This is a genomic window from Delftia sp. DLF01, from assembly GCF_014852125.1.
Lineage (GTDB): Bacteria > Pseudomonadota > Gammaproteobacteria > Burkholderiales > Burkholderiaceae_C > Comamonas > Comamonas acidovorans.
In genome coordinates, this window is sequence record NZ_JACVAZ010000001.1 from 1,626,542 (window position 1) to 1,644,805 (window position 18,264).

At 67.2% G+C, this 18,264-nt stretch carries 19 protein-coding genes; 8 read left to right on the forward strand and 11 right to left on the reverse strand.

What is annotated here, in order from left to right; genetic code table 11:
• Positions 1–103: 103 nt before the first annotated feature.
• Positions 104–1,033, reverse strand: coding sequence for a LysR family transcriptional regulator (locus IB269_RS07225; RefSeq protein WP_192366762.1), 930 nt, complete (start codon positions 1,031–1,033; stop codon positions 104–106).
• 65 nt (positions 1,034–1,098) lie between these two features.
• On the opposite strand from IB269_RS07225, the gene IB269_RS07230 reads away from it, so the two are divergent.
• Positions 1,099–1,716, forward strand: a complete 618-nt coding sequence (locus tag IB269_RS07230; RefSeq protein ID WP_192366763.1) for a LysE family translocator — start codon at positions 1,099–1,101, stop codon at positions 1,714–1,716.
• Positions 1,717–1,904: 188 nt separating this feature from the next.
• Here IB269_RS07230 and IB269_RS07235 read toward each other — a convergent pair whose 3' ends face one another.
• Positions 1,905–2,600 carry a hypothetical protein gene (locus IB269_RS07235; RefSeq protein ID WP_192366764.1) on the reverse strand — a complete coding sequence of 232 codons (696 nt, stop codon included), beginning with the start codon at positions 2,598–2,600 and terminating at the stop codon, positions 1,905–1,907.
• A 133-nt stretch (positions 2,601–2,733) separates the two neighbouring features.
• Between IB269_RS07235 and IB269_RS07240 the strand changes: the two genes are divergently transcribed.
• On the forward strand, positions 2,734–3,999 hold the full coding sequence (locus IB269_RS07240) for a CynX/NimT family MFS transporter (protein ID WP_192366765.1): 1,266 nt from the start codon (positions 2,734–2,736) through the stop codon (positions 3,997–3,999).
• Here the strand turns inward: IB269_RS07240 and IB269_RS07245 are convergent, their stop codons facing one another.
• Positions 4,000–5,025 carry an FUSC family protein gene (locus tag IB269_RS07245; RefSeq protein ID WP_012205798.1) on the reverse strand — a complete coding sequence of 342 codons (1,026 nt, stop codon included), beginning with the start codon at positions 5,023–5,025 and terminating at the stop codon, positions 4,000–4,002. It abuts the gene before it with no gap.
• A 193-nt stretch (positions 5,026–5,218) separates the two neighbouring features.
• A complete protein-coding gene (locus IB269_RS07250; RefSeq protein ID WP_034394174.1) occupies positions 5,219–5,707 on the reverse strand; it encodes an EVE domain-containing protein in 489 nt (162 codons plus the stop codon).
• Positions 5,708–5,836: 129 nt separating this feature from the next.
• Here IB269_RS07250 and yghU point away from each other — a divergent pair, with 129 nt between their 5' ends.
• Positions 5,837–6,676, forward strand: coding sequence for a glutathione-dependent disulfide-bond oxidoreductase (gene yghU, locus IB269_RS07255; protein ID WP_097202243.1), 840 nt, complete (start codon positions 5,837–5,839; stop codon positions 6,674–6,676).
• A 7-nt stretch (positions 6,677–6,683) separates the two neighbouring features.
• Here yghU and IB269_RS07260 read toward each other — a convergent pair whose 3' ends face one another.
• The 3 genes from IB269_RS07260 to IB269_RS07270 all read right to left on the reverse strand — a co-directional run bounded on the left by IB269_RS07260 (position 6,684) and on the right by IB269_RS07270 (position 8,492).
• Positions 6,684–7,361 (reverse strand): hypothetical protein, encoded by a 678-nt coding sequence (locus tag IB269_RS07260; RefSeq protein ID WP_097202244.1) that lies wholly within the window; start codon positions 7,359–7,361, stop codon positions 6,684–6,686.
• A gap of 75 nt (positions 7,362–7,436) precedes the next feature.
• Complete coding sequence (locus tag IB269_RS07265; protein ID WP_012205794.1) at positions 7,437–7,694, reverse strand: GlsB/YeaQ/YmgE family stress response membrane protein; 258 nt, start codon at positions 7,692–7,694, stop codon at positions 7,437–7,439.
• 162 nt (positions 7,695–7,856) lie between these two features.
• Positions 7,857–8,492: a C40 family peptidase gene (locus IB269_RS07270; protein WP_012205793.1), complete on the reverse strand. Its 636-nt coding sequence runs from the start codon at positions 8,490–8,492 to the stop codon at positions 7,857–7,859.
• Positions 8,493–8,687: 195 nt separating this feature from the next.
• Here IB269_RS07270 and IB269_RS07275 point away from each other — a divergent pair, with 195 nt between their 5' ends.
• The 5 genes from IB269_RS07275 to IB269_RS07295 all read left to right on the forward strand — a co-directional run bounded on the left by IB269_RS07275 (position 8,688) and on the right by IB269_RS07295 (position 15,043).
• Positions 8,688–9,290, forward strand: coding sequence for an isochorismatase family protein (locus tag IB269_RS07275; RefSeq protein ID WP_063325974.1), 603 nt, complete (start codon positions 8,688–8,690; stop codon positions 9,288–9,290).
• Positions 9,291–9,479: 189 nt separating this feature from the next.
• Complete coding sequence (locus IB269_RS07280) at positions 9,480–10,151, forward strand: outer membrane protein (RefSeq protein ID WP_099733507.1); 672 nt, start codon at positions 9,480–9,482, stop codon at positions 10,149–10,151.
• Between the two features lie 115 nt (positions 10,152–10,266).
• Entirely contained in the window at positions 10,267–12,153 is a 1,887-nt protein-coding gene (locus IB269_RS07285; protein WP_192366766.1) for a propionate--CoA ligase, read from the forward strand.
• Between the two features lie 166 nt (positions 12,154–12,319).
• Positions 12,320–13,708, forward strand: coding sequence for a phosphomannomutase/phosphoglucomutase (locus IB269_RS07290; protein ID WP_065346582.1), 1,389 nt, complete (start codon positions 12,320–12,322; stop codon positions 13,706–13,708).
• Positions 13,709–13,723: 15 nt separating this feature from the next.
• Positions 13,724–15,043 (forward strand): 3-deoxy-D-manno-octulosonic acid transferase, encoded by a 1,320-nt coding sequence (locus IB269_RS07295; RefSeq protein WP_192366767.1) that lies wholly within the window; start codon positions 13,724–13,726, stop codon positions 15,041–15,043.
• Positions 15,044–15,101: 58 nt separating this feature from the next.
• Here IB269_RS07295 and IB269_RS07300 read toward each other — a convergent pair whose 3' ends face one another.
• From IB269_RS07300 to IB269_RS07315, 4 genes are all read right to left on the reverse strand, one after another.
• Complete coding sequence (locus tag IB269_RS07300) at positions 15,102–15,515, reverse strand: type II toxin-antitoxin system VapC family toxin (protein ID WP_097202247.1); 414 nt, start codon at positions 15,513–15,515, stop codon at positions 15,102–15,104.
• An 11-nt stretch (positions 15,516–15,526) separates the two neighbouring features.
• On the reverse strand, positions 15,527–15,787 hold the full coding sequence (locus IB269_RS07305; RefSeq protein WP_097202248.1) for a type II toxin-antitoxin system Phd/YefM family antitoxin: 261 nt from the start codon (positions 15,785–15,787) through the stop codon (positions 15,527–15,529).
• A 91-nt stretch (positions 15,788–15,878) separates the two neighbouring features.
• Positions 15,879–17,300, reverse strand: coding sequence for a sensor histidine kinase (locus IB269_RS07310; protein ID WP_097202249.1), 1,422 nt, complete (start codon positions 17,298–17,300; stop codon positions 15,879–15,881).
• A gap of 2 nt (positions 17,301–17,302) precedes the next feature.
• Positions 17,303–17,980, reverse strand: a complete 678-nt coding sequence (locus IB269_RS07315) for a response regulator (RefSeq protein ID WP_013802240.1) — start codon at positions 17,978–17,980, stop codon at positions 17,303–17,305.
• Positions 17,981–18,264: the final 284 nt, after the last annotated feature.

The window sequence follows — 18,264 nt, forward strand, 5'->3', positions numbered from 1 at the left end:
TTCGGCTGCCTTTCTGCTTTGGGAGACGAAGATAAGGACACAGACATCAGCCCGGACACCGGTCCAGACACAGGCACGGGAAAGGGAAAGGGAGTAGACCTGTTCAGGCCTGGGCGCGCAGCCACTGCAGCAATTGGTCGTGCACGCCATCTGGTGTGGGCGGAGCGGGGGACAGCAGGCAGTAGCGCGAACCGTCCTCGACAAAGCCCATGGGCGCTGCCAGCACGCCGTTGGCGATGTCGTCGCGCACCAGTTGCCAGGGTCCGATGGCCAGTCCCATGCCTGCCACGGCGGCCTGCAGGCTGAAATAGAAATGGTCGAACTGCAGCTGGGATCCCGACGGCGGCGGCTGGCCGCTGTGCTCGGCCCAGGTGGACCAGGCCCCCGGGCGGGTGCGGCTTTGCAGCAAGGGTGCCTCCGGGCGCAGCCCGGTGGCATGCCCCTTGTCGGAGCGCGTGCACCACTGCGCCAGCCGCTCGGGTCGGCAGACCGGGCCTATGCGCTCGGCAAACAGGGTCTCCGCATGACAGCCCGCTGGCGGAGAGAAGTCATCGCGCCGTATGGCCAGATCGATGCCGTCCGCGAAAGAGAAAGGCCCGCCGCCCGCCATCAGGTGCAGCTGCAACTCCGGGTGCTGTTCCTGGAACTGGGGCCAGCGCGGGATCAGCCAGCGCATGAGCAAGGTGGGCTCGCAGGACAGCACCCAGCGGCGCGCCTGCTGCGCGCGCGAGCGCAACTCCTGCGTGGCCTGGCGCATGCGCTCCAGGCCTTCGTGCACGGCCTGGGCCAGGTGGCGGCCCGCCTCGGTCAGGAAGACGCGGCGGCTGCGGCGGTCAAACAGGGTCACGCCCAGATCGTCCTCCAGCAGGCGCACGGCCCGGCTGATGGCGCCATGGGTCAGGTGCAACTCTTCTGCTGCCTTGCTGAAATTCTCCCGCCGGGCGGCCGCTTCGAAGCAGCGCAAGGCCTGCAGCGACGGCAGCCGCTTGCTCGGGGTGTGTGAGTTGAGTTCACCAACTGTGTCAGAAAACATCGTTATGTATTTTCATGGAAGGCCAATACTATCCGGCGCGTTGCATTGAATCGAATGGATAACCGATGACCGAATGGATAGCTGTAGTCACCATTACCTTGCTGGCCGTCATCAGCCCAGGGGCGGATTTCGCGATGGTCACACGCAACAGCCTGCTGCGCTCGCGCCGCGCGGGCCTGCTCACGGCGCTGGGCATTGGCCTGGGGGTGCTGGTCCATGTCGGCTATACCTTGCTCGGGGTCGGACTGCTCATGCAGCAGTCCACCTGGTTGTTCGACGTGGTCAAGCTGCTGGGTGCAGCCTATCTGATCTATCTGGGCGTGACCATGCTGCGCAGCCCCCGGGAGGGCGATTTGCCCAGCCAGCCCGTGGCCGCGCTCTCCGACATGGCGGCACTGCGCACGGGCTTTCTGACGAATGCGCTCAATCCCAAGACCACGGTGTTCGTGGTCAGCCTGTTCCTGCAGATCGTGGGACAGGACACGCCGCTGGCCACGCAGCTGGCATATGGCGGATTCATCTCGCTGGCCCATGTGGCGTGGTTCTGCATCGTGGCGCTGTGCTTTTCCGCCCAGCGGGTGCGTGCGCGGCTGCTGGCCGTGCGGCATTGGATAGACAGGGCCTTTGGCGGCATGTTGGTAGGGTTTGGTTTGCTGCTGGCAACGGCCAAGCTGCGGCTGTGACGTGGTGATGGTCTGACAGGAATTGGTGGGGGAGGACGGGCAGGCAGGCGGCTGCTGCCCGGCATGCGAGGCCTGCGGGGTGCCATCTGGTACCTCGCAGGCCTGGCTGTTTCTGGCGAGTGGCATGTTCGCCCGGCAAGCGGGCCGGCGTCCCAGTGGTTTGCGGTTCGACCCTGCACGGCAGGTGTTCATGGTGGGGGCGTGCCATCGTCTCTATGGTGAACGCCGGCGCCAAGGCCTGCTCCCATGCCCAGGCCGCCCATGCCTGCGGCGCCCATTCCTGCGCCACCACCGCCACCGCCCTTGCTTGAAGCGCCGGATTCCGCGCCACCTTTGCGCGCCCCGCCCGCCGTGCCGCCGGGACGCGTGGGACCCTGGTTGGGAACGCGCAGGCTGTCGGGGATCGGCTCCAGATCCAGCGCTTCGCGGATGAAGGCGCGCAGCGAAGTGACGAGTGCCGCAGTCTCGACAGGCTGGCCTGCCACCATGTCCTGGGCCGCCTGGGCGGCCATGCGCACCTGGTCCTGCGTCCCGAGCAAGATGACATCGGACAGCGCGGCTTCGACCGCATCGCGAATGCGCCGTTGGCGCTCGCTGCCAAAAGCCGGTGGTGCATCGGTGTCGTCGGCGGTGGGCCTGCGCATATCGCGCAGGTGCAGGGGATTCACATGCAGCGTGCCCGTGAAGGAGCCGCCCAGCGTCTTGTAGGCGGCGATAAGCGACTTCAGGCGTTCATTGATCTGGCGGTTCTCACGCTCGCGCCGCTTTTGCACGGTCTGCATGAACAGCAGGCGAATGCCCATCATCAGGCAGGTGACCAGCAGCAGGCCCAACACCGTGGACAGCAGCGAAGACCAGGAGCTGAAATCTAGTGATGAGCGCATGCGCAAGGCCTCGGGAGTTGATCCAGGCCTTCAGTGTGCCTCCATACAGACGGGTCGGCGGGTAAGAAGAGTGCTGTTTGCAGGCGCCGCTTGGCCTATGCTTTCGATACTTCACACATCAGCTACAGGGCGCATGGCATGCGCCCCCGGGAGACAGCATCCAGTGAAAACAACGAAGCAGGGGGTGCATCCCTCATGGATCGTCGTGGCGGCCGGCGTCAGCGCGGCTCTGCATGTAGGCAAGCTGCCGCCGGCTGTGCCGGTGCTGCAGCAGCAATTGGGCCTGTCCCTGCTGCAGGCCGGCTTTCTGCTTTCCACCGTGCAGGTGGCCGGCATGGTGCTGGGCCTGGTGGTGGGTCTGGGTGCAGACCGCTGGGGGCTGCGGCGCAGCATGCTGGCAGGCCTGCTGCTGATGGCGGGTGCCAGCGTCCTGGGCGCCACCGCTACGGGGTTTGCAGCGCTGCTGGCCTTGCGTGCCGTGGAGGGACTGGGCTTTTTGCTGGTGGCCATGCCGGGGCCGGGTCTGATCCGGCGCTGCGTGGCGCCAAGCGATCTGAGCGCGCGCATGGGCTGGTGGGGCACCTATATGCCGTTGGGCAGTGCCATCGGCTTGCTGCTGGGGCCGTGGGTGATGGCCTGGGCATCCTGGCCCGCATGGTGGTTGCTGTTGGGGCTGATCTCGGCGCTCGCATGGGTCGCCGTCTGGTGTGGCGTGCCGGCAGACAGGCCGGTGCAGCTTGGCGCGTCGGTGGCGGGCGGTGGCTGGCGTCCTCGCCTGGCGTTGACCCTGCGCAGCCGCGGACCCTGGTGCGTGGCTGTGGCCTTTGCCGTGTATTCAGGGCAGTGGATGGCCGTCATCGGCTTTCTCCCCACGGTCTATGCTGAGGCTGGCCTGGGCGCCGCATTGTCGGGGACGCTGACGGCCGTGGTGGCGCTGGCCAACATGGTGGGCAATGTGGCCTCGGGCCGTTTGCTCCAAGGCGGCTGGAGCGCCACGCGCGCCTTGCGCCTGGGCTTTGGCTGCATGGCGGCGTGTGCGCTGCTGGCCTATCTGCAATGGCAGGGGCAACCGCTGGCGCCGTTGTGGCTGCGCTTTGTGGCGGTGGTGTTGTTTTCGGCGGCGGGCGGGCTGATTCCGGGCACGCTGTTTTCCATGGCAGTGCGGCTGGCCCCCGATGAGTCCACGGTATCGACCACGGTGGGTTTCATGCAGCAATGGTCCAGCGTGGGGCAGTTTGCAGGCCCGCCTCTGGTGGCGGCCGTGGCCGTGCAGGCGGGCGGATGGCAGTGGACCTGGGTGGTGACGGCGGCCATGTGCGCCATCGGCTGGTGGCTGGCCGGCGCGATCGGGCGCATCAGTGGTGCGGGTGCAGCGCCGCGCGGGCGCGCTGCAGTCTGATCACGCGTCGCGCGAGCCTATCAACGCCTTCAGGGCCTCTTCCATCTGCTGCGCATGGTCCAGCGCGGGCAGCCAGGCCTGGGGCACCGGCTGGGCGGGTGCCTGGGGAGCGGATGCGGCCAGTTGGGCCAGGGCGTCATCGGGCTGCAGGGCCACCACGTTGCCGTTGGCGGACAGCTGGCGGCAGGCATCGACCAGCCATTCACAGTGCAGCACGATGGCGCGCGGCATGAGGCCACTGTCATGCGACATGCCGCGCACCAGGCTTTCGCCCAGCAGCAGTGCGCTGGCATACAGGCGCACGGCGTGGCGGTCATAGCGCCCGGTGATGGTCTGCAGCCCCGCGCCACCCAGGCGGCCGCGCAGGGACCAGCGGCTGGCGCTTTGCGCCTCCACCATGGCTGCGCGCAGTGCGCTCAGCGCATCGCTGCTGCGCGTGAGCTGGCCCAGCGCGACGGTGGCATCGGGCGTGTCGTGGGTGGCGGTGGCGCGCAGAGTGGCTTCCAGCCCCTCGGCCAGCTGGCCCAGCAAGGCGCTTGCCGAGCGCGACACGGCGCGCAGCGGATTGGCCGTGAAGATCACCTGGCTGAACATCAGGCCGACACCGGCGCCTACCAGTACGTCAACCAGCCGCGTCTCGCCCGCGGCGCTCGGCCCCATGCTCAGCACCAGCACGACGGAGACGCCCGCCTGTATCGGGACGACCGGCGGCTGCCCGAGCATGGCGGCCAGAGACAGGGCGACCAGCGAGGCCAGACTAAGCCGCAGCAGCGGAATGGTGTCGGGCAGCAGCCAGGCCAGTTCGCCGACGATGATGCCGATGGCGCAGCCCAGCACCAGACCCCAGGTCTGCTTGAGGTGGCTGGGCAGTCCGGGCGCCAGGCAGACCAGGGCGGTGACGGCGGCAAAGACGGGTTTGGGGTGGCCGAGCAGGTAGTGGGACAGCTCCCAGGCCAGCATCGCACCCAGGGAGGCGGCGATGGCGTCGCGCAGCGCCAGACGCAGGCGACCGGGCGCAGCGGCCATGCCGCTCTTGGGAGTTCCAGGGGGTGTTTTTGCTTTTGCTTTTCGCCAACGCACGAAGATTCTCCCTCCAGCATGCGAAATCCAGGTTCGCAAATGCCCAAAAGCATAGCGGCCGGTCCAGGTCCGGCGTGCAGGAGAGAAGCTTCTTGCTTGTAAGAAAGCAGCCCGCGGCGGGGCGGGGCGGGTCGGCAGCTCAGGCGGGTTGGAGCAGGCCTTCGATGAAGGCCCATTCCTCGGGCGTGACCGGCGTGATCGACAGGCGGTTGCCCTTTTGCAGTACACGCATGCCGGCAAGCTCGGGATGCTCGCGCAGCTCGGCGATCTGCAGCGTGCGTGTCTTGCGCAGCGCCTGCACGTCCAGCGTGAGCCAGCGTGGCTTGTCGGGCGAGGACTTGGGGTCGTAGTAGGGACTGCGCGGGTCGAACTGCGAGGCATCGACGCGCAGGTTGCCTGCAATGCGGGCGATGCCGTAGATGCCGGGCTCGGCGCAACTGGAGTGCCAATACAGCACCCCATCGCCCACCTGCATGGCATCGCGCATGAAGTTGCGCGCCTGGTAGTTGCGCACACCGTCCCAGGCGATGGTGGCCTGCGGTGCGGCCAGCGCGTGGTCTATGGAGAATTCGTCTGGCTCGTTCTTCATGAGCCAGAACTGGCGGGCGGAGGTGGGGGCGGCAGTCATGCCGCGATTGTGGCAAATCCCCGGGCGCCGTGGCGGCGTTCCGCGCACGCCGGCAAGAGCGCGCCGGTGACGGGACAATCACTTTCAGCCGGGCACCTCTCCCCAGCCCGCGAACCACAGGAATCCTGCATGACCGACAGCTCCACCTATGTCCCGCCCGCCGTATGGCAGCCAGCGCCTTCGGGCGGCACCTTTGCCAACATCAACCGCCCGGTCGCCGGTCCCACCCATAACAAGGCATTGCCGGTGGGGCAGCAGCCGCTGCAGCTGTATTCGCTGGCTACGCCCAACGGCGTGAAGGTCACCATCATGCTGGAGGAGCTGCTGGCGCTGGGCCATGCCGGCGCGGAGTACGACGCGTGGCTGATCCGCATCAGCGAAGGCGACCAGTTCTCCAGCGGCTTTGTCGAGGTCAATCCCAACTCCAAGATCCCGGCGCTGGTGGACCGCAGCGTCGAGCCGCCGGTGCGCGTGTTCGAGTCAGGCTCCATCCTGCTGTACCTGGCCGAGAAGTTTGGTGCGCTGCTGCCTGCCGAGCCCGCTGCGCGCACCGAGACGCTGAACTGGCTGTTCTGGCAGATGGGGTCGGCACCTTACCTTGGCGGCGGTTTCGGACATTTCTATGCCTATGCGCCCGAGAAGTTCGAGTACCCCATCAACCGCTTCACCATGGAGACCAAGCGCCAGCTTGATGTGCTTGATCGCCAGCTGGCCCTGCATCCGTTCATTGCGGGTGCGAACTACAGCATTGCCGATATCGCCATCTGGCCCTGGTATGGGGCCCTGGTGCTCAACGAGGTGTATGGCGCGGCCGAGTTCCTCTCAGCCCATGAATACACGCATGTCATGCGCTGGGCCAGGGAGATTGCCCAAAGGCCGGCCGTGCTGCGGGGCCGCCGCGTGAACCGTACCTGGGGAGATGAAGCCACCCAGGTGCCCGAGCGCCACCAGGCGTCGGACCTGGGCTGATAGCCGTCTACTGGGAGCGGCCCCAGGGGCCGCGATCGGGCTGGCGCCAGAAGCGCGGGCGCTTGCCGGAAGGCTCGGGAGCGGGCTCGGCCTCGCGCCCGTCCTTGTCGGTCCTGTCGGCCTTGTTAGCCTCTTCCAATTGCTGACCTGTTTGCTCGACCTTGCGCGCCGTGCGATCAAGCCGCGAGGGAATGTCGAGTTCTGCATGCTCGACCACACGAATACAGTCCTGGATATGGCGCTCGCCCAGATAGCGCAGCGTGGCATAGCCCAGCGCTGCCGCTGCGGCCTGGCCTGCCAGCGGCACGTACTTGGCGGCCTGCGTGGCCGTCATGCGCATGCCGGCCGCGCGCGCCAGGCGCACCACCATGTCGCGCGTGATCAGCTTGCCGATCAGCACCGAGCCCACCATGGCCACGGCCTTTTGCACCTGCTCGCGCTTGCCGGGTTCCAGCTTGTCCAACTGTTCGGGCGTGAGGCCGAATTCGCGGTTGATGCGTGGCAGCAGCCGCGCCAGCAGTGCCGCATCCACCAGCCAGTCCAGGCCCGGAATGGGCAGGCTGCTGGCCGCTGCGCCGACCAGCGCACGCCGGTGCAGCAACTTGCGCGCGCTCTCGGCCGCCTGCGCCACATCTTGGCGCGGTGGTGGAGGGGGAGGGGTTTTGTCCGATGTGCGAAAGATCATGCGTGCCAGTGAAGACGGGGCAGATGTCGATCAGGAAAATGCGCCAGCCGGCGGATGCGGCTGGCGCGCAGGGGGTCAGCGTGCGCTCTTGCTGCGCACCAGACTGTAGATGAAGAGGATGACGATGGCGCCCACGATGGAGGCGATCCACCCTGCGGGCTGCCCGGCCTCGTACCAGCCCATGGCGACACCGACGTAGCTGGCAAGAAACGATCCTGCCACGCCGAGCAGGATGGTCATGATCCAGCCAAGGCTGTCATCGCCGGGTTTGAGTGCCCGCGCCAGCAAGCCAACGACCAGGCCAACGATGAGGGTACCAATCAAGGACATCATGCTTTTCTCCGAACTGAAGCTTCCATGCCGCGACTCTAGGGCCCGGCACCGAGTGGCCCTGTCGGACAGCATCTCAACCTGGGACGAAGCCAGAGCAGGGCCCTGAAAAACAAAACGCCTGCATGTGCAGGCGTTTGTGGATTGGCGCAAAAGACGCTGCGATCACTGCAGCTGGCTTGCCTGCATCTGCAGGGCCAGAGCGGCCTTGCTGGCGTCAAGGCCCAGGCCGTCGGCGTCCTGCACGCGGCGGGCGCCATCGAAGCGGCGGGCCCAGTACGCGCTTTGCATGCTTTCCACGCGAACCTGCGCACCGGTGCGCGGTGCATGAATGAAGTTGCCGTCGCCGACATAGATGCCGACATGGCTGAAGGTGCGGCGCATGGTGTTGAAGAACACCAGATCACCGGGCTTGAGTTCGTTCTTGTCGATTTTCTCCGTGGCCTGTGCCTGCTGGTCAGCGCGGCGCGGCAGGACCTTGCCCAGGGTTTCGGAGTAGATGGCGCGGACGAAGCCGCTGCAGTCGAAGCCGGTCTCGGCACTGTTGCCGCCGCGGCGGTAGGGAACGCCGATGAAGCCCATGGCGGTCACGACCAGATCGGAGGTCTTTTCGGCGACGCTTTGTCGTGCTTCCTTGACGAAGTCGGAAGTGCGTTCCGCCATGTGGTGGCGGGCTTCGCGCAGCTGCGAGATGAGGCTGCGGTTGACCAGCAGCTGGTTCATATCGTCGTCACGCATTTCGGGCGGAGCCGCGTGTGCCGTGACGCTGACAAACAGGAGTGCAATAAGCCATCGGGACATGGGGCGCGAGATTACCACGCAAAAACGTAGGACAAATTCGATAAGACCCCCGAAAGCCTGGGTTTTTGAGTTACCTCAGGAATCCGGGCTGCGCGGCAGGGAGCGCACGCAAGCTGCGACAATGGAAAGCTTTCCCTTTTGTCCTCTATAAGAAGGGCGGCCCGCGCCGCCCCATATTCCCAAGAAAGATCCGCCATGCTGCTTGAAGCCACCGACTCCCAGCTCGTACTCGTCGATTACCAGGAGCGCCTGATGCCGGCCATCTTCGAGGGACCGGCAGTTCTGGCCAATGCCGTGAAGCTGGCGCGCCTGGCGCAGCTGGTGGACGTGCCGGTCTTCGGTACCGAGCAGAACCCCTCGCGCCTGGGCGCCAACGACGCCGAACTGCGCGCGCTGTGCGACCGGACCCTGTCCAAGATGCATTTCAGCGCCGTGGCCGAGGGCCTGGGCGAGTGGCTGCGTCCTCCTGCACGGCCCCAGGGCGGCAATGCACGCAGCCTGCCCAAGCACCTGCAAAAGCCCCAGCAGCAGGCGCCCGAGCGCAGCATGGTGGTGATTGCCGGCTGTGAAGCCCATGTCTGCCTGCTGCAGACGGCGCTGGAGCTGCTGGAAGATGAGTTCGATGTCTGGGTCGTCACCGACGCCTGCAGCTCGCGCACCGAGCGCAACCGCGATGCCGCCTTCGACCGCCTGGCCGGAGCAGGTGCCGAGCTGGTTACCACGGAGATGGTGGCCTTCGAGTGGCTGCGCAGCTGCGAGCATCCGGCCTTCAAGGAGCTGCTTGCCCTGGTCAAGTAAGGCACGGGTTCCTGGGTCCGCCGTATTGGGGCGCTCTTTGGAGCGCCTTTTTTCATGGTGACCTGTCTGTTCTCGGGAGGCGGGCCGTCGCTGCACCGCGTAGTTCTACGGAGCTGCGTGCGTAGCCGGCCGAATAGGCGCGGGCAGGGCGTTTTTCTACAGTGGCGGCATTCCCCCAAGAGAGACTGTATGAAGCACGTTCTGACCTTCACCGCCCTGATCCTGACCGCCTCGGGCAGCGCTTTGGCTGCCGACCATTTCTATGGCGCCGTCCGCATCAACTCCGCCAACTACAAGGCCCACGATATGGACTCCAGCGCCCGCCCCGGCTTGGGGCAGTTCGTGCCTGGCGACGACAGTCGCCGCGCTACAGGCGGCTCTCTGGCCCTGGGTTATCAGCTCCCGTCGGACTGGCGCCTGGAAGCCGAGTACACCCTGCCCAGGAGCAACGAATTCACCAGCGGCTCCACGCGCTTTCCCACGAGTTTCAATCACCACAGCATCCGTTCTCAGCGCCTGATGATCAATGCGTACAAGGATTTCCCCCTGAACGCGCAGTTCTCCGTGTACGGCACGGCGGGCCTGGGCCTGGCCCACCTGCAGTCCAGCGGCTGGCAAGGCAATCCGAATCGCCAGTACTTCAGCGATTCCCAGAACAATCTTGCCTATGCGCTGGGCTTTGGCGTCAGCTACTCGCCGATTCAAAAGGTCAGCATCGACCTGGGCTACCGCTATGTGGGCATGGGCAAGACCCACAGCGGCGCCAACAACTTCACCAATGTCCGTGGCCTGCAGGATGAGCAGATGCGCGCCAAGCTGAGTTCCAGCGAGATCTCGGTCGGCCTGCGCTACAGCTTCTGAGTTTGAAGGGGCCTGTCTGCCCGCGCAGCGCGGAGTTGTCAGCTTTTGGCAAGCGCATTATGAATAATTATGAATTCAGAAGCCACCAATCCATGACAACGACAGGAGACAGACAATGGCCCCGCGTTTCGACGATTTCCACCGCCGCTCCATCGAGGAGCGCGATGCCTTCTGGGCCGAGCAGGCCCGCCGCATCGACTGGCATGTGCCGCCCCAGCGCATCTGCGACTACGACAATCCGCCGTTTGCAAGGTGGTTTGTCGGGGGGCAGACCAATCTCTGCCACAACGCCGTGGACCGGCACCTGGCCGAGCGCGCCGACCAGAACGCGCTGATCGCCATCTCCACCGAGACCGGCACGGAAAAGGTCTACACCTACCGCGAACTGCATGCCGAGGTGCAGCGCATGGCCGCCGTGCTGCAGTCGCTGGGCGTGCAAAAGGGCGACCGCGTCCAGATCTACATGCCCATGATTGCCGAGGCGGCCTTTGCCATGCTGGCCTGCGCGCGGCTGGGTGCCATCCATTCGGTGGTGTTCGGCGGCTTTGCCTCGGCGGCGCTGGCCTCGCGCATCGACGATGCCGAGCCCAAGGTCATCGTCAGTGCCGACGCGGGCTCGCGCGGCGGGCGCGTCGTGGCCTACAAGCCCTTGCTGGACGAGGCCCTGCAACTGGCCAGCCACAAGCCAGCGGCCGTGCTCATCGTGGACCGTGGCCTGGCGCCTGCGCCCATGCGCGCCGGCCGTGACCACGACTGGACCAGCCTGCGTGCGCTGCACGCCGACGCCCAGGTCGCCTGCACCTGGGTGGAATCCACCGACCCCAGCTACACGCTCTACACCAGCGGCACCACGGGGCGCCCCAAGGGCGTGCAGCGCGATACGGGCGGCTACACGGTGGCGCTGGCCGCCAGCATGCCGCTGATCTTCGGGGCCGAGGCAGGGCAGACTTTTTTCTGCACCAGCGACATCGGCTGGGTCGTGGGCCACAGCTACATCATCTATGCGCCGCTGATCGCAGGCATGGCCACCGTGCTCTACGAGGGCCTGCCCATACGCCCCGACGCAGGCATCTGGTGGAGCATCGTGGAGAAGTACCGGGTCACCCACATGTTCTCGGCGCCCACGGCCATCCGCGTGCTCAAGAAGCACGATGCCGAGTACCTGCACCGCCACGATATCTCCAGCCTCAAGGCGCTGTGGCTGGCCGGCGAGCCGCTGGACGAGCCCACGGCGCAGTGGATCAGCCAGGCCCTGGGCAAGCCCATCATCGACAACTACTGGCAGACCGAGACCGGCTGGCCCATCCTCACGCTGTGCAACGGCGTGGAGCAGCAGACCACGCGCTTCGGCAGTCCCGGCAAGGCCGTCTATGGCTATGACGTGAAACTGATCGACGAGGCCACGGGCGAGGAACTGCTCGGTGCCGGGCAAAAGGGCGTGCTGGCCATCGAGGGACCGCTGCCGCCGGGCTGCATGCAGACCGTCTGGCGTGACGATCAGCGCTTCGTCAATACCTACTGGAAGAGCATTCCGGGCCGCATGGTCTACAGCACATTTGACTGGGGCATTCGCGACGAGGACGGCTACTTCTTCATCCTGGGCCGCACGGATGACGTGATCAACGTGGCCGGCCACCGCCTGGGCACGCGCGAGATCGAGGAATGCATCTCCGCCCATCCCCAGGTGGCCGAAGTCGCCGTGGTCGGCGTGGCCGATAAGCTCAAGGGCCAGGTGGCGCTGGCCTTTGCCGTGCCCCGGACGGCGCTGGAGGGCGAGGCCGAGCGCTCGGCGCTGCAGGCCGATGTGATGAAGCTGGTCGATGCACGCCTGGGCGCCGTGGCCCGGCCCTCGCGCGTGGTCTTCGTCAGTGCGCTGCCCAAGACGCGCAGCGGCAAGCTGCTGCGCCGCGCCATGCAGGCCGTGGCCGAGGGTCGTGACCCGGGCGACCTCAGCACCATGGAAGATCCGGCCGCGCTCGCCCACGTGCAGCAGCAGCTGTGAGGCAGGGCACGCGCCGCAACCGCTTGCAGCCGGGGTGACGTGCGCCGGCGCCTCTGCCTGCCGCGCCTACAAGCCTGCCGCGCCTACAATTGCGGCTTGGGCCGCAGCCGGGCCAGGTTCCGGGCTGCGGCGCCCTGTTTTCAACCGACGAGAAAGCGTTTTCGACGTGCAGGTCGCATCTTCCATCTTCAAAGCCTATGACATCCGCGGCATCGTGCCGTCCACGCTCAACGAGGAGGTCGCGCTTGGCGTGGGCCGCGCCTTCGGCATGGCGGCCCTGGCGGCCGGCGAGACCGTGGTGGCCGTGGGACGCGATGGCCGCCTGTCGGGACCCTCGCTGTCCGCGGCGCTGATCGCCGGCCTGACCGAGGTCGGCATCGAGGTGATCGACATCGGCCTGGCCACCACGCCCATGCTGTACTACGCGGCCAGCACACTGGCGCGCTCTGGCATCCAGGTCACGGGCAGCCACAACCCCAAGGACTACAACGGCTTCAAGATGGTGCTGGCCGGCCGCGCCATCTACGGCGAGGAAATCCAGGCGCTGCGCCGCCGTGTCGAGAGCGACGACTGGACCCTGACGGGCACCGGCAGCGTGCGCCGCGCCGATGTGCAGGCCGACTACCAGGCGCGCATCGTGGGTGATGTGAAGCTGGCGCGCCCCATCAAGATCGTGGTGGACTGCGGCAACGGCGTGGCCGGTGCCTCGGCGCCCGGCATCTTCCGCGCCCTGGGCTGCGAGGTGATCGAGCTGTTCTCCGAAGTGGACGGTGAATTCCCCAACCACCATCCCGACCCCAGCAAGCCCGAGAACCTGCGCGACGTGATCGAGGCGCTGCGCACCTCGGACGCCGAACTGGGCCTGGCCTTCGACGGTGATGGCGACCGCCTGGGCATCGTCACCAAGGATGGCCAGAACATCTTCCCCGACCGCCAGATGATGCTGTTCGCCAAGGACGTGCTCTCGCGCGTGCCGGGCGGCAGCATCGTCTACGACGTGAAATGCACGCAGCGCCTGGCGCCCGCCATCCGCGAGGCCGGGGGCGAGCCCGTGATGTTCAAGACCGGGCACTCCCTGGTAAAGGCCCGCATGAAGGAACTGGACGCGCCGCTGGGCGGCGAGATGAGCGGCCACATCTTCTTCAAGGAGCGCTGGTATGGCTTCGATGACGGCACCTACGCGGGCTGCCGCCTGCTGGAGATCGTCAGCCGCGAGGCCGACCCCAGCGCCTTGCTCAACGCGCTGCCCACCAGCTTTTCAACCCCTGAACTGAATGTGGCCTGCGCCGAGGGCGAGCCCCATCGCCTGGCCGCCGAACTGCAGGCCCTGGCCGCCGAGACCTTTGCCGCACCGGCCCAGGTCAGCACCATCGACGGCCTGCGCGTGGACTGGGCCGATGGCTTCGGCCTGATCCGCGCCAGCAACACCACGCCCGTGCTGGTGCTGCGCTTCGAGGGCCAGACCCAGGAGGCGCTGTCGCGCATCGAGGCGCAGATGCTGGCGCTGCTGGAGCGCGTCAAGCCCGGCGCGCAGGTTGGCGGCGCCGCGCACTGATTTGCGCGCCAGGCGATGACTTCACGCTCTCCCACGTCCTGGGCGCGCGCGCTGTACAGCGCCGTGACCTGGGCGGCGCAGCCGCTTCTGCGCCGCAAGCTGCTGCGCCGCGCCGAGGCCGAGCACGTCTATGCCGAGCACATTCCCGAACGCTTTGGCCGCTACCAGCCGGCCACGCTGGGGCAGGACGGGCGCGGGCAGTGGGTCTGGATCCATGCCGTATCGCTGGGCGAGACGCGTGCTGCCGCCATCTTGCTGACCGCGCTGCGCGAGCGCCTGCCCGGCATGCGCCTGCTGCTGACCCATGGCACGGCCACAGGCCGCACCGAAGGCCGCCGGCTGCTGCAGCCCGGCGACCTGCAGGTCTGGCAGCCCTGGGATACCTCAGCGGCCGTGCGCCGCTTCGTGCAGCAATTCCGGCCCGCGGTCGGCGTGCTCATGGAGACCGAAGTGTGGCCCAACCTGGTCGCCATCTGCCGCGAAGAAGGCGTGCCGCTGGCGTTGGCCAACGCACGGCTCAGCGACAAATCACTGGGCCAGGCGCTGCGCGTGGCGCCGCTGGCGCGGCCCACCTATGCCGCCCTGGCCGCCGTCTGGGCGCAGACCGAGGACGATGCCCGGCGCCTGCGCCTGCTGGGTGCGCCCGTGCGCGGCGTGCTCGGCAACCTGAAATTCGATGCGCGTCCGGACGCTGCGCTGCTGGAGCGCGCCCGGCAATGGAAGTCCGGCCTGTCCCGCCCTGTGGTGCTGTTGGCCAGCAGCCGCGAGGGCGAGGAGGCCATGCTGCTGTCCGCCCTGCGCACGCTGGGGCCGGCAGGCCGGGCCGTGCAATGGCTGGTCGTGCCGCGCCATCCGCAGCGCTTTGACGAAGTGGCGGCGCTGCTGGCTGGCGGCGGCCTGCATGTCTCGCGCCGCAGCCAGTGGGTGGGTGGCCCGCCCTGCGGGGCTGCGGCGGATGACATCGACATCTGGCTGGGTGATTCGCTGGGCGAGATGGCCCTGTACTACGGCCTGGCCGACGCCACGCTCATGGGCGGCAGCTTTGCGCCGCTGGGCGGCCAGAACCTCATCGAGGCCCTGGCCTGCGACTGCCCCGTGGTGCTGGGGCCGCATACCTTCAACTTCAGCGAAGCCTCGGACCTGGCCTGCGAAGCCGGCGCCGCGCTGCGGGCGCCCGACATGGCACATGGACTGCGCCTGGCCGTGGACCTGGCCCGGGACCGACAGGCCCACGCCCATGCCGTGGCCCAGGCGCGCGGCTTCCTGGACCAGCACCGCGGGGCCGCGCAGGCCACGGCGCAGGCGGTGACCGGGCTGTTGCGGTCGCTTGCCTGATCCTCCTGTGCCAGGGGGCGGGCAGGCAAGACTGCGCAGCAAAAGGGCTTTTGCCCGTTCAGCGAAAGGGCGACTCAAAGGGGTTGACAAGCGCCACGCCAAAATCCGCGAAGTCGCGAATGTTGCGTGTGGCCACGACCAGCCTGTGGCGGATGGCCGTGGCTGCAATCATTGCGTCCTCATACAGCGCATCGGAGCGCCCGTGCATCAGCCGGGCCCAGATGCGGAAGGTCTCGGCATCCATCGGCAGCACGTTGTAGGAGGCGGAGACCAGATCTGCCCAGCGTTCGATTTCCTGGGCCTTCTCAGCATCCTGTTGCCGGGTCAGCTCTATGCCCGCCTGGATTTCGCCCAGGCTGACCGCGGACAGATGGAGCTCCGGCTCAGGCAGGGATTGAAGCCAGGCCAGGACGGCTCCGTGGGGCCTGGGGCGCCGCAGCTCTGAAATGATGTTGGTGTCCAGCAAATACATTTCTGGCGCACTCAGTTGCCGGGTTCGATGGGCCTGCGGTGTGCCTGGCCGCGCGGCGGGATCAGCAGGTCTGCGCGGCCCACTTCCGAGAGCAGCAGTTCCTTGAGCGAAGCAGGTTCGGCAGCGGGATGCAGGCGGCGCCACTCTTGCATCGGAACGAGCACGGCAGTGTCTGCGCCACGCCGGGTCAACACTTGCGGGCCATCGGTCAGGCAGGCTTCGAGAAGCTCGTTGAAGTGGTCTTGGGCATCTTGCACAGGCCAGGATTTCATGATTGCGCTCCTTCGCTCACGGGTTACGGGCCCAGTCTAGTTCCTGGACTGTTGGCTCTGCAATCCTGGGCCCATGCACGCATCAAGGGCCCTATCCTTCCTGCAGCACCGGCAGGCTCACACTAGCCAGCAGCCCTCCATCATCCGCACTGAGCAGCTCGATGCTGCCGCCGTGCCGCTCGGTCACGGTTCTGGCGATGGCCAGGCCCAGGCCGCTGCCGCTCTGGCTCTGGTCGGGCACGCGGAAGAAGCGGTCGAAGACACGCTGGCGCCAGGCCTCGGCGATGCCCGGGCCACGGTCGCGCACCTGGAGCACGGCCTGGTCGCCCTGGCGCTGCAGGCGCACGCTGATGGTGGCGTGCGCGGGGCTGTATTTGATGGCGTTGTCCACGAGGTTGTCGATCAGCGAGACCAGGCCTTCACGTTCGCCCATCACGCTCAGTGGCTCGCTGGCTTCCAGGGCCAGTTCCACCGGGCGGCGGCAGGCCAGGGCGTCGAGTGCGGCGAGCCGGTCTTCCAGCAGCAGGTCCAGGCGCAGCGGCTGCATGGCCATGCCGGGCGCTTCGGTCTCGCTGCGCATGAGTTGCAGCAGCTGGGCCACCATGCGGCTCGCGCGCTGGTTGCTGCGCAGCAGGCTGTCCATGAGTTCCTGCTGGCGCGGTTCGCTGCCAAGGCGCAGCAGGGCCTCGACGTTGACGTGCATGGCTGCCAGCGGCGTGCGCAGTTCGTGGGCCGCATCGGCGATGAGGTTGCGCTCGCGCTCGCTGCTGGAGCGCACGCGGGCCAGCAGGGCGTTGATGTCCTGCACCAGCGGCCGCAGCTCGGCGTGTGGCGGCGCATAGGTGAGCGCGCTGAGGTCGTCGGGGCCACGCGTGGCCAGCTCGTCGCCCACGCGGCGCAGCGGGCGCAGCGCCGCGCGTACCGACCACCAGGCAGGAAAGGCCAGGAAGGGCAGGCTGATCAGCAGCGGCAGCAGGTAATAGCTGCGGGTGTTGAGGGTGATCAGCAGTTCCTTGAAGGACGGCAGCATCAGCGTGACTTCGGTCTGGCCCGAGGCCGAGCGCAGCGTGCTCATGCGCCAGGTCTGCCCTTCGAAATCTATGTCCTCGACCGTGTCCAGCACGCGGTTGCGCAGCGTGGGTGCCGGCGTGGGCGAGCGGTACAGGAGCTGGCCGCGCTGCCAGACCAGCAGCGTGGGCGTGAAGCGGATGTCGTCGTCTCCGTCGCCGTACTCATGGCGCAGGGCCGTGTCCAGCGCGGCCAGGCTGTGCTGCTGGCGGTCCGGAAGGTCGGCCAGGTCCTCGGCCACTGCCATGACAAGTTCGTAGACAGGCTTGCTGACCAGCAATTCATTGTGGAAGTGGGCCATGTAGATGGCTGCCACCAGCAACGCGGTCCAGATCGCGGTGAGCACGCCCATCTGGGCCAGTAGCATCCGCCGGCCAAGGGTGGGCCGCAGCCAGCGGCGCCATCTCGGGCTGGCCTGTTGCCCCTGCAGGGTGTGCGATGTCATGGTCAGGACAGGGGGGCCATCGGCTGCGAGTCGATGACATAGCCAATGCCGCGCACCGTGCGTATGAAGCCCGGCCCGATCTTGCGGCGCAGGTTGGAGACATGGACCTCCAGCGCATTGCTGCCGTTGGCGCTGCCGCCCGGGATGACTTCCTCCTCGATGCCGCTGCGCGTGACCACGCGGTCCATGCGCCGCAGCAGCAGGGCCAGCAGGTCGAATTCGCAGCGGGACAGCTCGACGTTCTGGCCTGCAACGCTGACACGGCGCGTGGGCTCGTGCAGCGACAGGCCGCGCAGATGCAGCGTGCCGTCGCCCTGCCCATAGCTGCGGCGTGCCAGGGCGCGCACGCGTGACACCAGTTCGGCCAGGGCAAAGGGCTTGACCAGATAGTCATCGGCGCCGCTGTCCAGGCCGTGCAGCCGGTCGTGCAGGCTGTCGCGTGCGCTCAGGATCAGCACGGGCAGGCGGCGCCATTCGCGGCGCAGGCGCGTGAGCAGGCTGATGCCGTCGCCATCGGGCAGGCCCAGGTCCAGCAACACCATCTCGAAGCTTTGCTGCTCCAACGTGCGCAGCGCATCGGACAGGCGGCGCACCCAGACCACGTCCATGGCGTGATCGCCCAATGCGATGCGCACGCCATTGCCCAGATCCAGATCGTCCTCCACCAGCAGCAGTCTCATCGTGTGTTTCCTGTGCCGCTCCCATGCCGTGGACCGGCGCCTGCGGGAGGGCTGCCGCGAGTATCGGTCAAGGCGGGGACGATGCGCTTCAGCATCCCTTCAGGAAAGCCGGGGCAGGTCTTCAGGCTGGTTTGCCACAGTGGCCCGCTCGACAACTCCCACGAAGGCAAGGCACGCATGCCAAGACTCTCCCGCTGTTCCTTGCTGAGTCGTCTGGCGGCGCTGTGCGCGCTGGCTGCCTGGATGCTGGTCGTGGCGGGTTTGCGTGCCTCGGCTTTGCCAGA

Excerpts from the sequence above, each read along its gene's own strand:
- IB269_RS07310 (WP_097202249.1), bottom strand. The coding sequence starts at position 17,300 with ATGACATCGCACACCCTGCAGGGGCAACAGGCCAGCCCGAGATGGCGC.
- IB269_RS07225 (WP_192366762.1), bottom strand. The coding sequence starts at position 1,033 with ATGTTTTCTGACACAGTTGGTGAACTCAACTCACACACCCCGAGCAAG.
- IB269_RS07315 (WP_013802240.1), bottom strand. The coding sequence starts at position 17,980 with ATGAGACTGCTGCTGGTGGAGGACGATCTGGATCTGGGCAATGGCGTG.
- IB269_RS07245 (WP_012205798.1), bottom strand. The coding sequence starts at position 5,025 with ATGGCCGCTGCGCCCGGTCGCCTGCGTCTGGCGCTGCGCGACGCCATC.
- IB269_RS07305 (WP_097202248.1), bottom strand. The coding sequence starts at position 15,787 with ATGAAATCCTGGCCTGTGCAAGATGCCCAAGACCACTTCAACGAGCTT.
- IB269_RS07300 (WP_097202247.1), bottom strand. The coding sequence starts at position 15,515 with ATGTATTTGCTGGACACCAACATCATTTCAGAGCTGCGGCGCCCCAGG.
- IB269_RS07285 (WP_192366766.1), top strand. The coding sequence starts at position 10,267 with ATGGCCCCGCGTTTCGACGATTTCCACCGCCGCTCCATCGAGGAGCGC.
- IB269_RS07240 (WP_192366765.1), top strand. The coding sequence starts at position 2,734 with ATGGCATGCGCCCCCGGGAGACAGCATCCAGTGAAAACAACGAAGCAG.
- IB269_RS07230 (WP_192366763.1), top strand. The coding sequence starts at position 1,099 with ATGACCGAATGGATAGCTGTAGTCACCATTACCTTGCTGGCCGTCATC.
- IB269_RS07270 (WP_012205793.1), bottom strand. The coding sequence starts at position 8,492 with ATGTCCCGATGGCTTATTGCACTCCTGTTTGTCAGCGTCACGGCACAC.
- IB269_RS07295 (WP_192366767.1), top strand. The coding sequence starts at position 13,724 with ATGACTTCACGCTCTCCCACGTCCTGGGCGCGCGCGCTGTACAGCGCC.
- IB269_RS07265 (WP_012205794.1), bottom strand. The coding sequence starts at position 7,694 with ATGATGTCCTTGATTGGTACCCTCATCGTTGGCCTGGTCGTTGGCTTG.
- IB269_RS07250 (WP_034394174.1), bottom strand. The coding sequence starts at position 5,707 with ATGACTGCCGCCCCCACCTCCGCCCGCCAGTTCTGGCTCATGAAGAAC.
- yghU (WP_097202243.1), top strand. The coding sequence starts at position 5,837 with ATGACCGACAGCTCCACCTATGTCCCGCCCGCCGTATGGCAGCCAGCG.
- IB269_RS07280 (WP_099733507.1), top strand. The coding sequence starts at position 9,480 with ATGAAGCACGTTCTGACCTTCACCGCCCTGATCCTGACCGCCTCGGGC.
- IB269_RS07235 (WP_192366764.1), bottom strand. The coding sequence starts at position 2,600 with ATGCGCTCATCACTAGATTTCAGCTCCTGGTCTTCGCTGCTGTCCACG.
- IB269_RS07275 (WP_063325974.1), top strand. The coding sequence starts at position 8,688 with ATGCTGCTTGAAGCCACCGACTCCCAGCTCGTACTCGTCGATTACCAG.
- IB269_RS07260 (WP_097202244.1), bottom strand. The coding sequence starts at position 7,361 with ATGATCTTTCGCACATCGGACAAAACCCCTCCCCCTCCACCACCGCGC.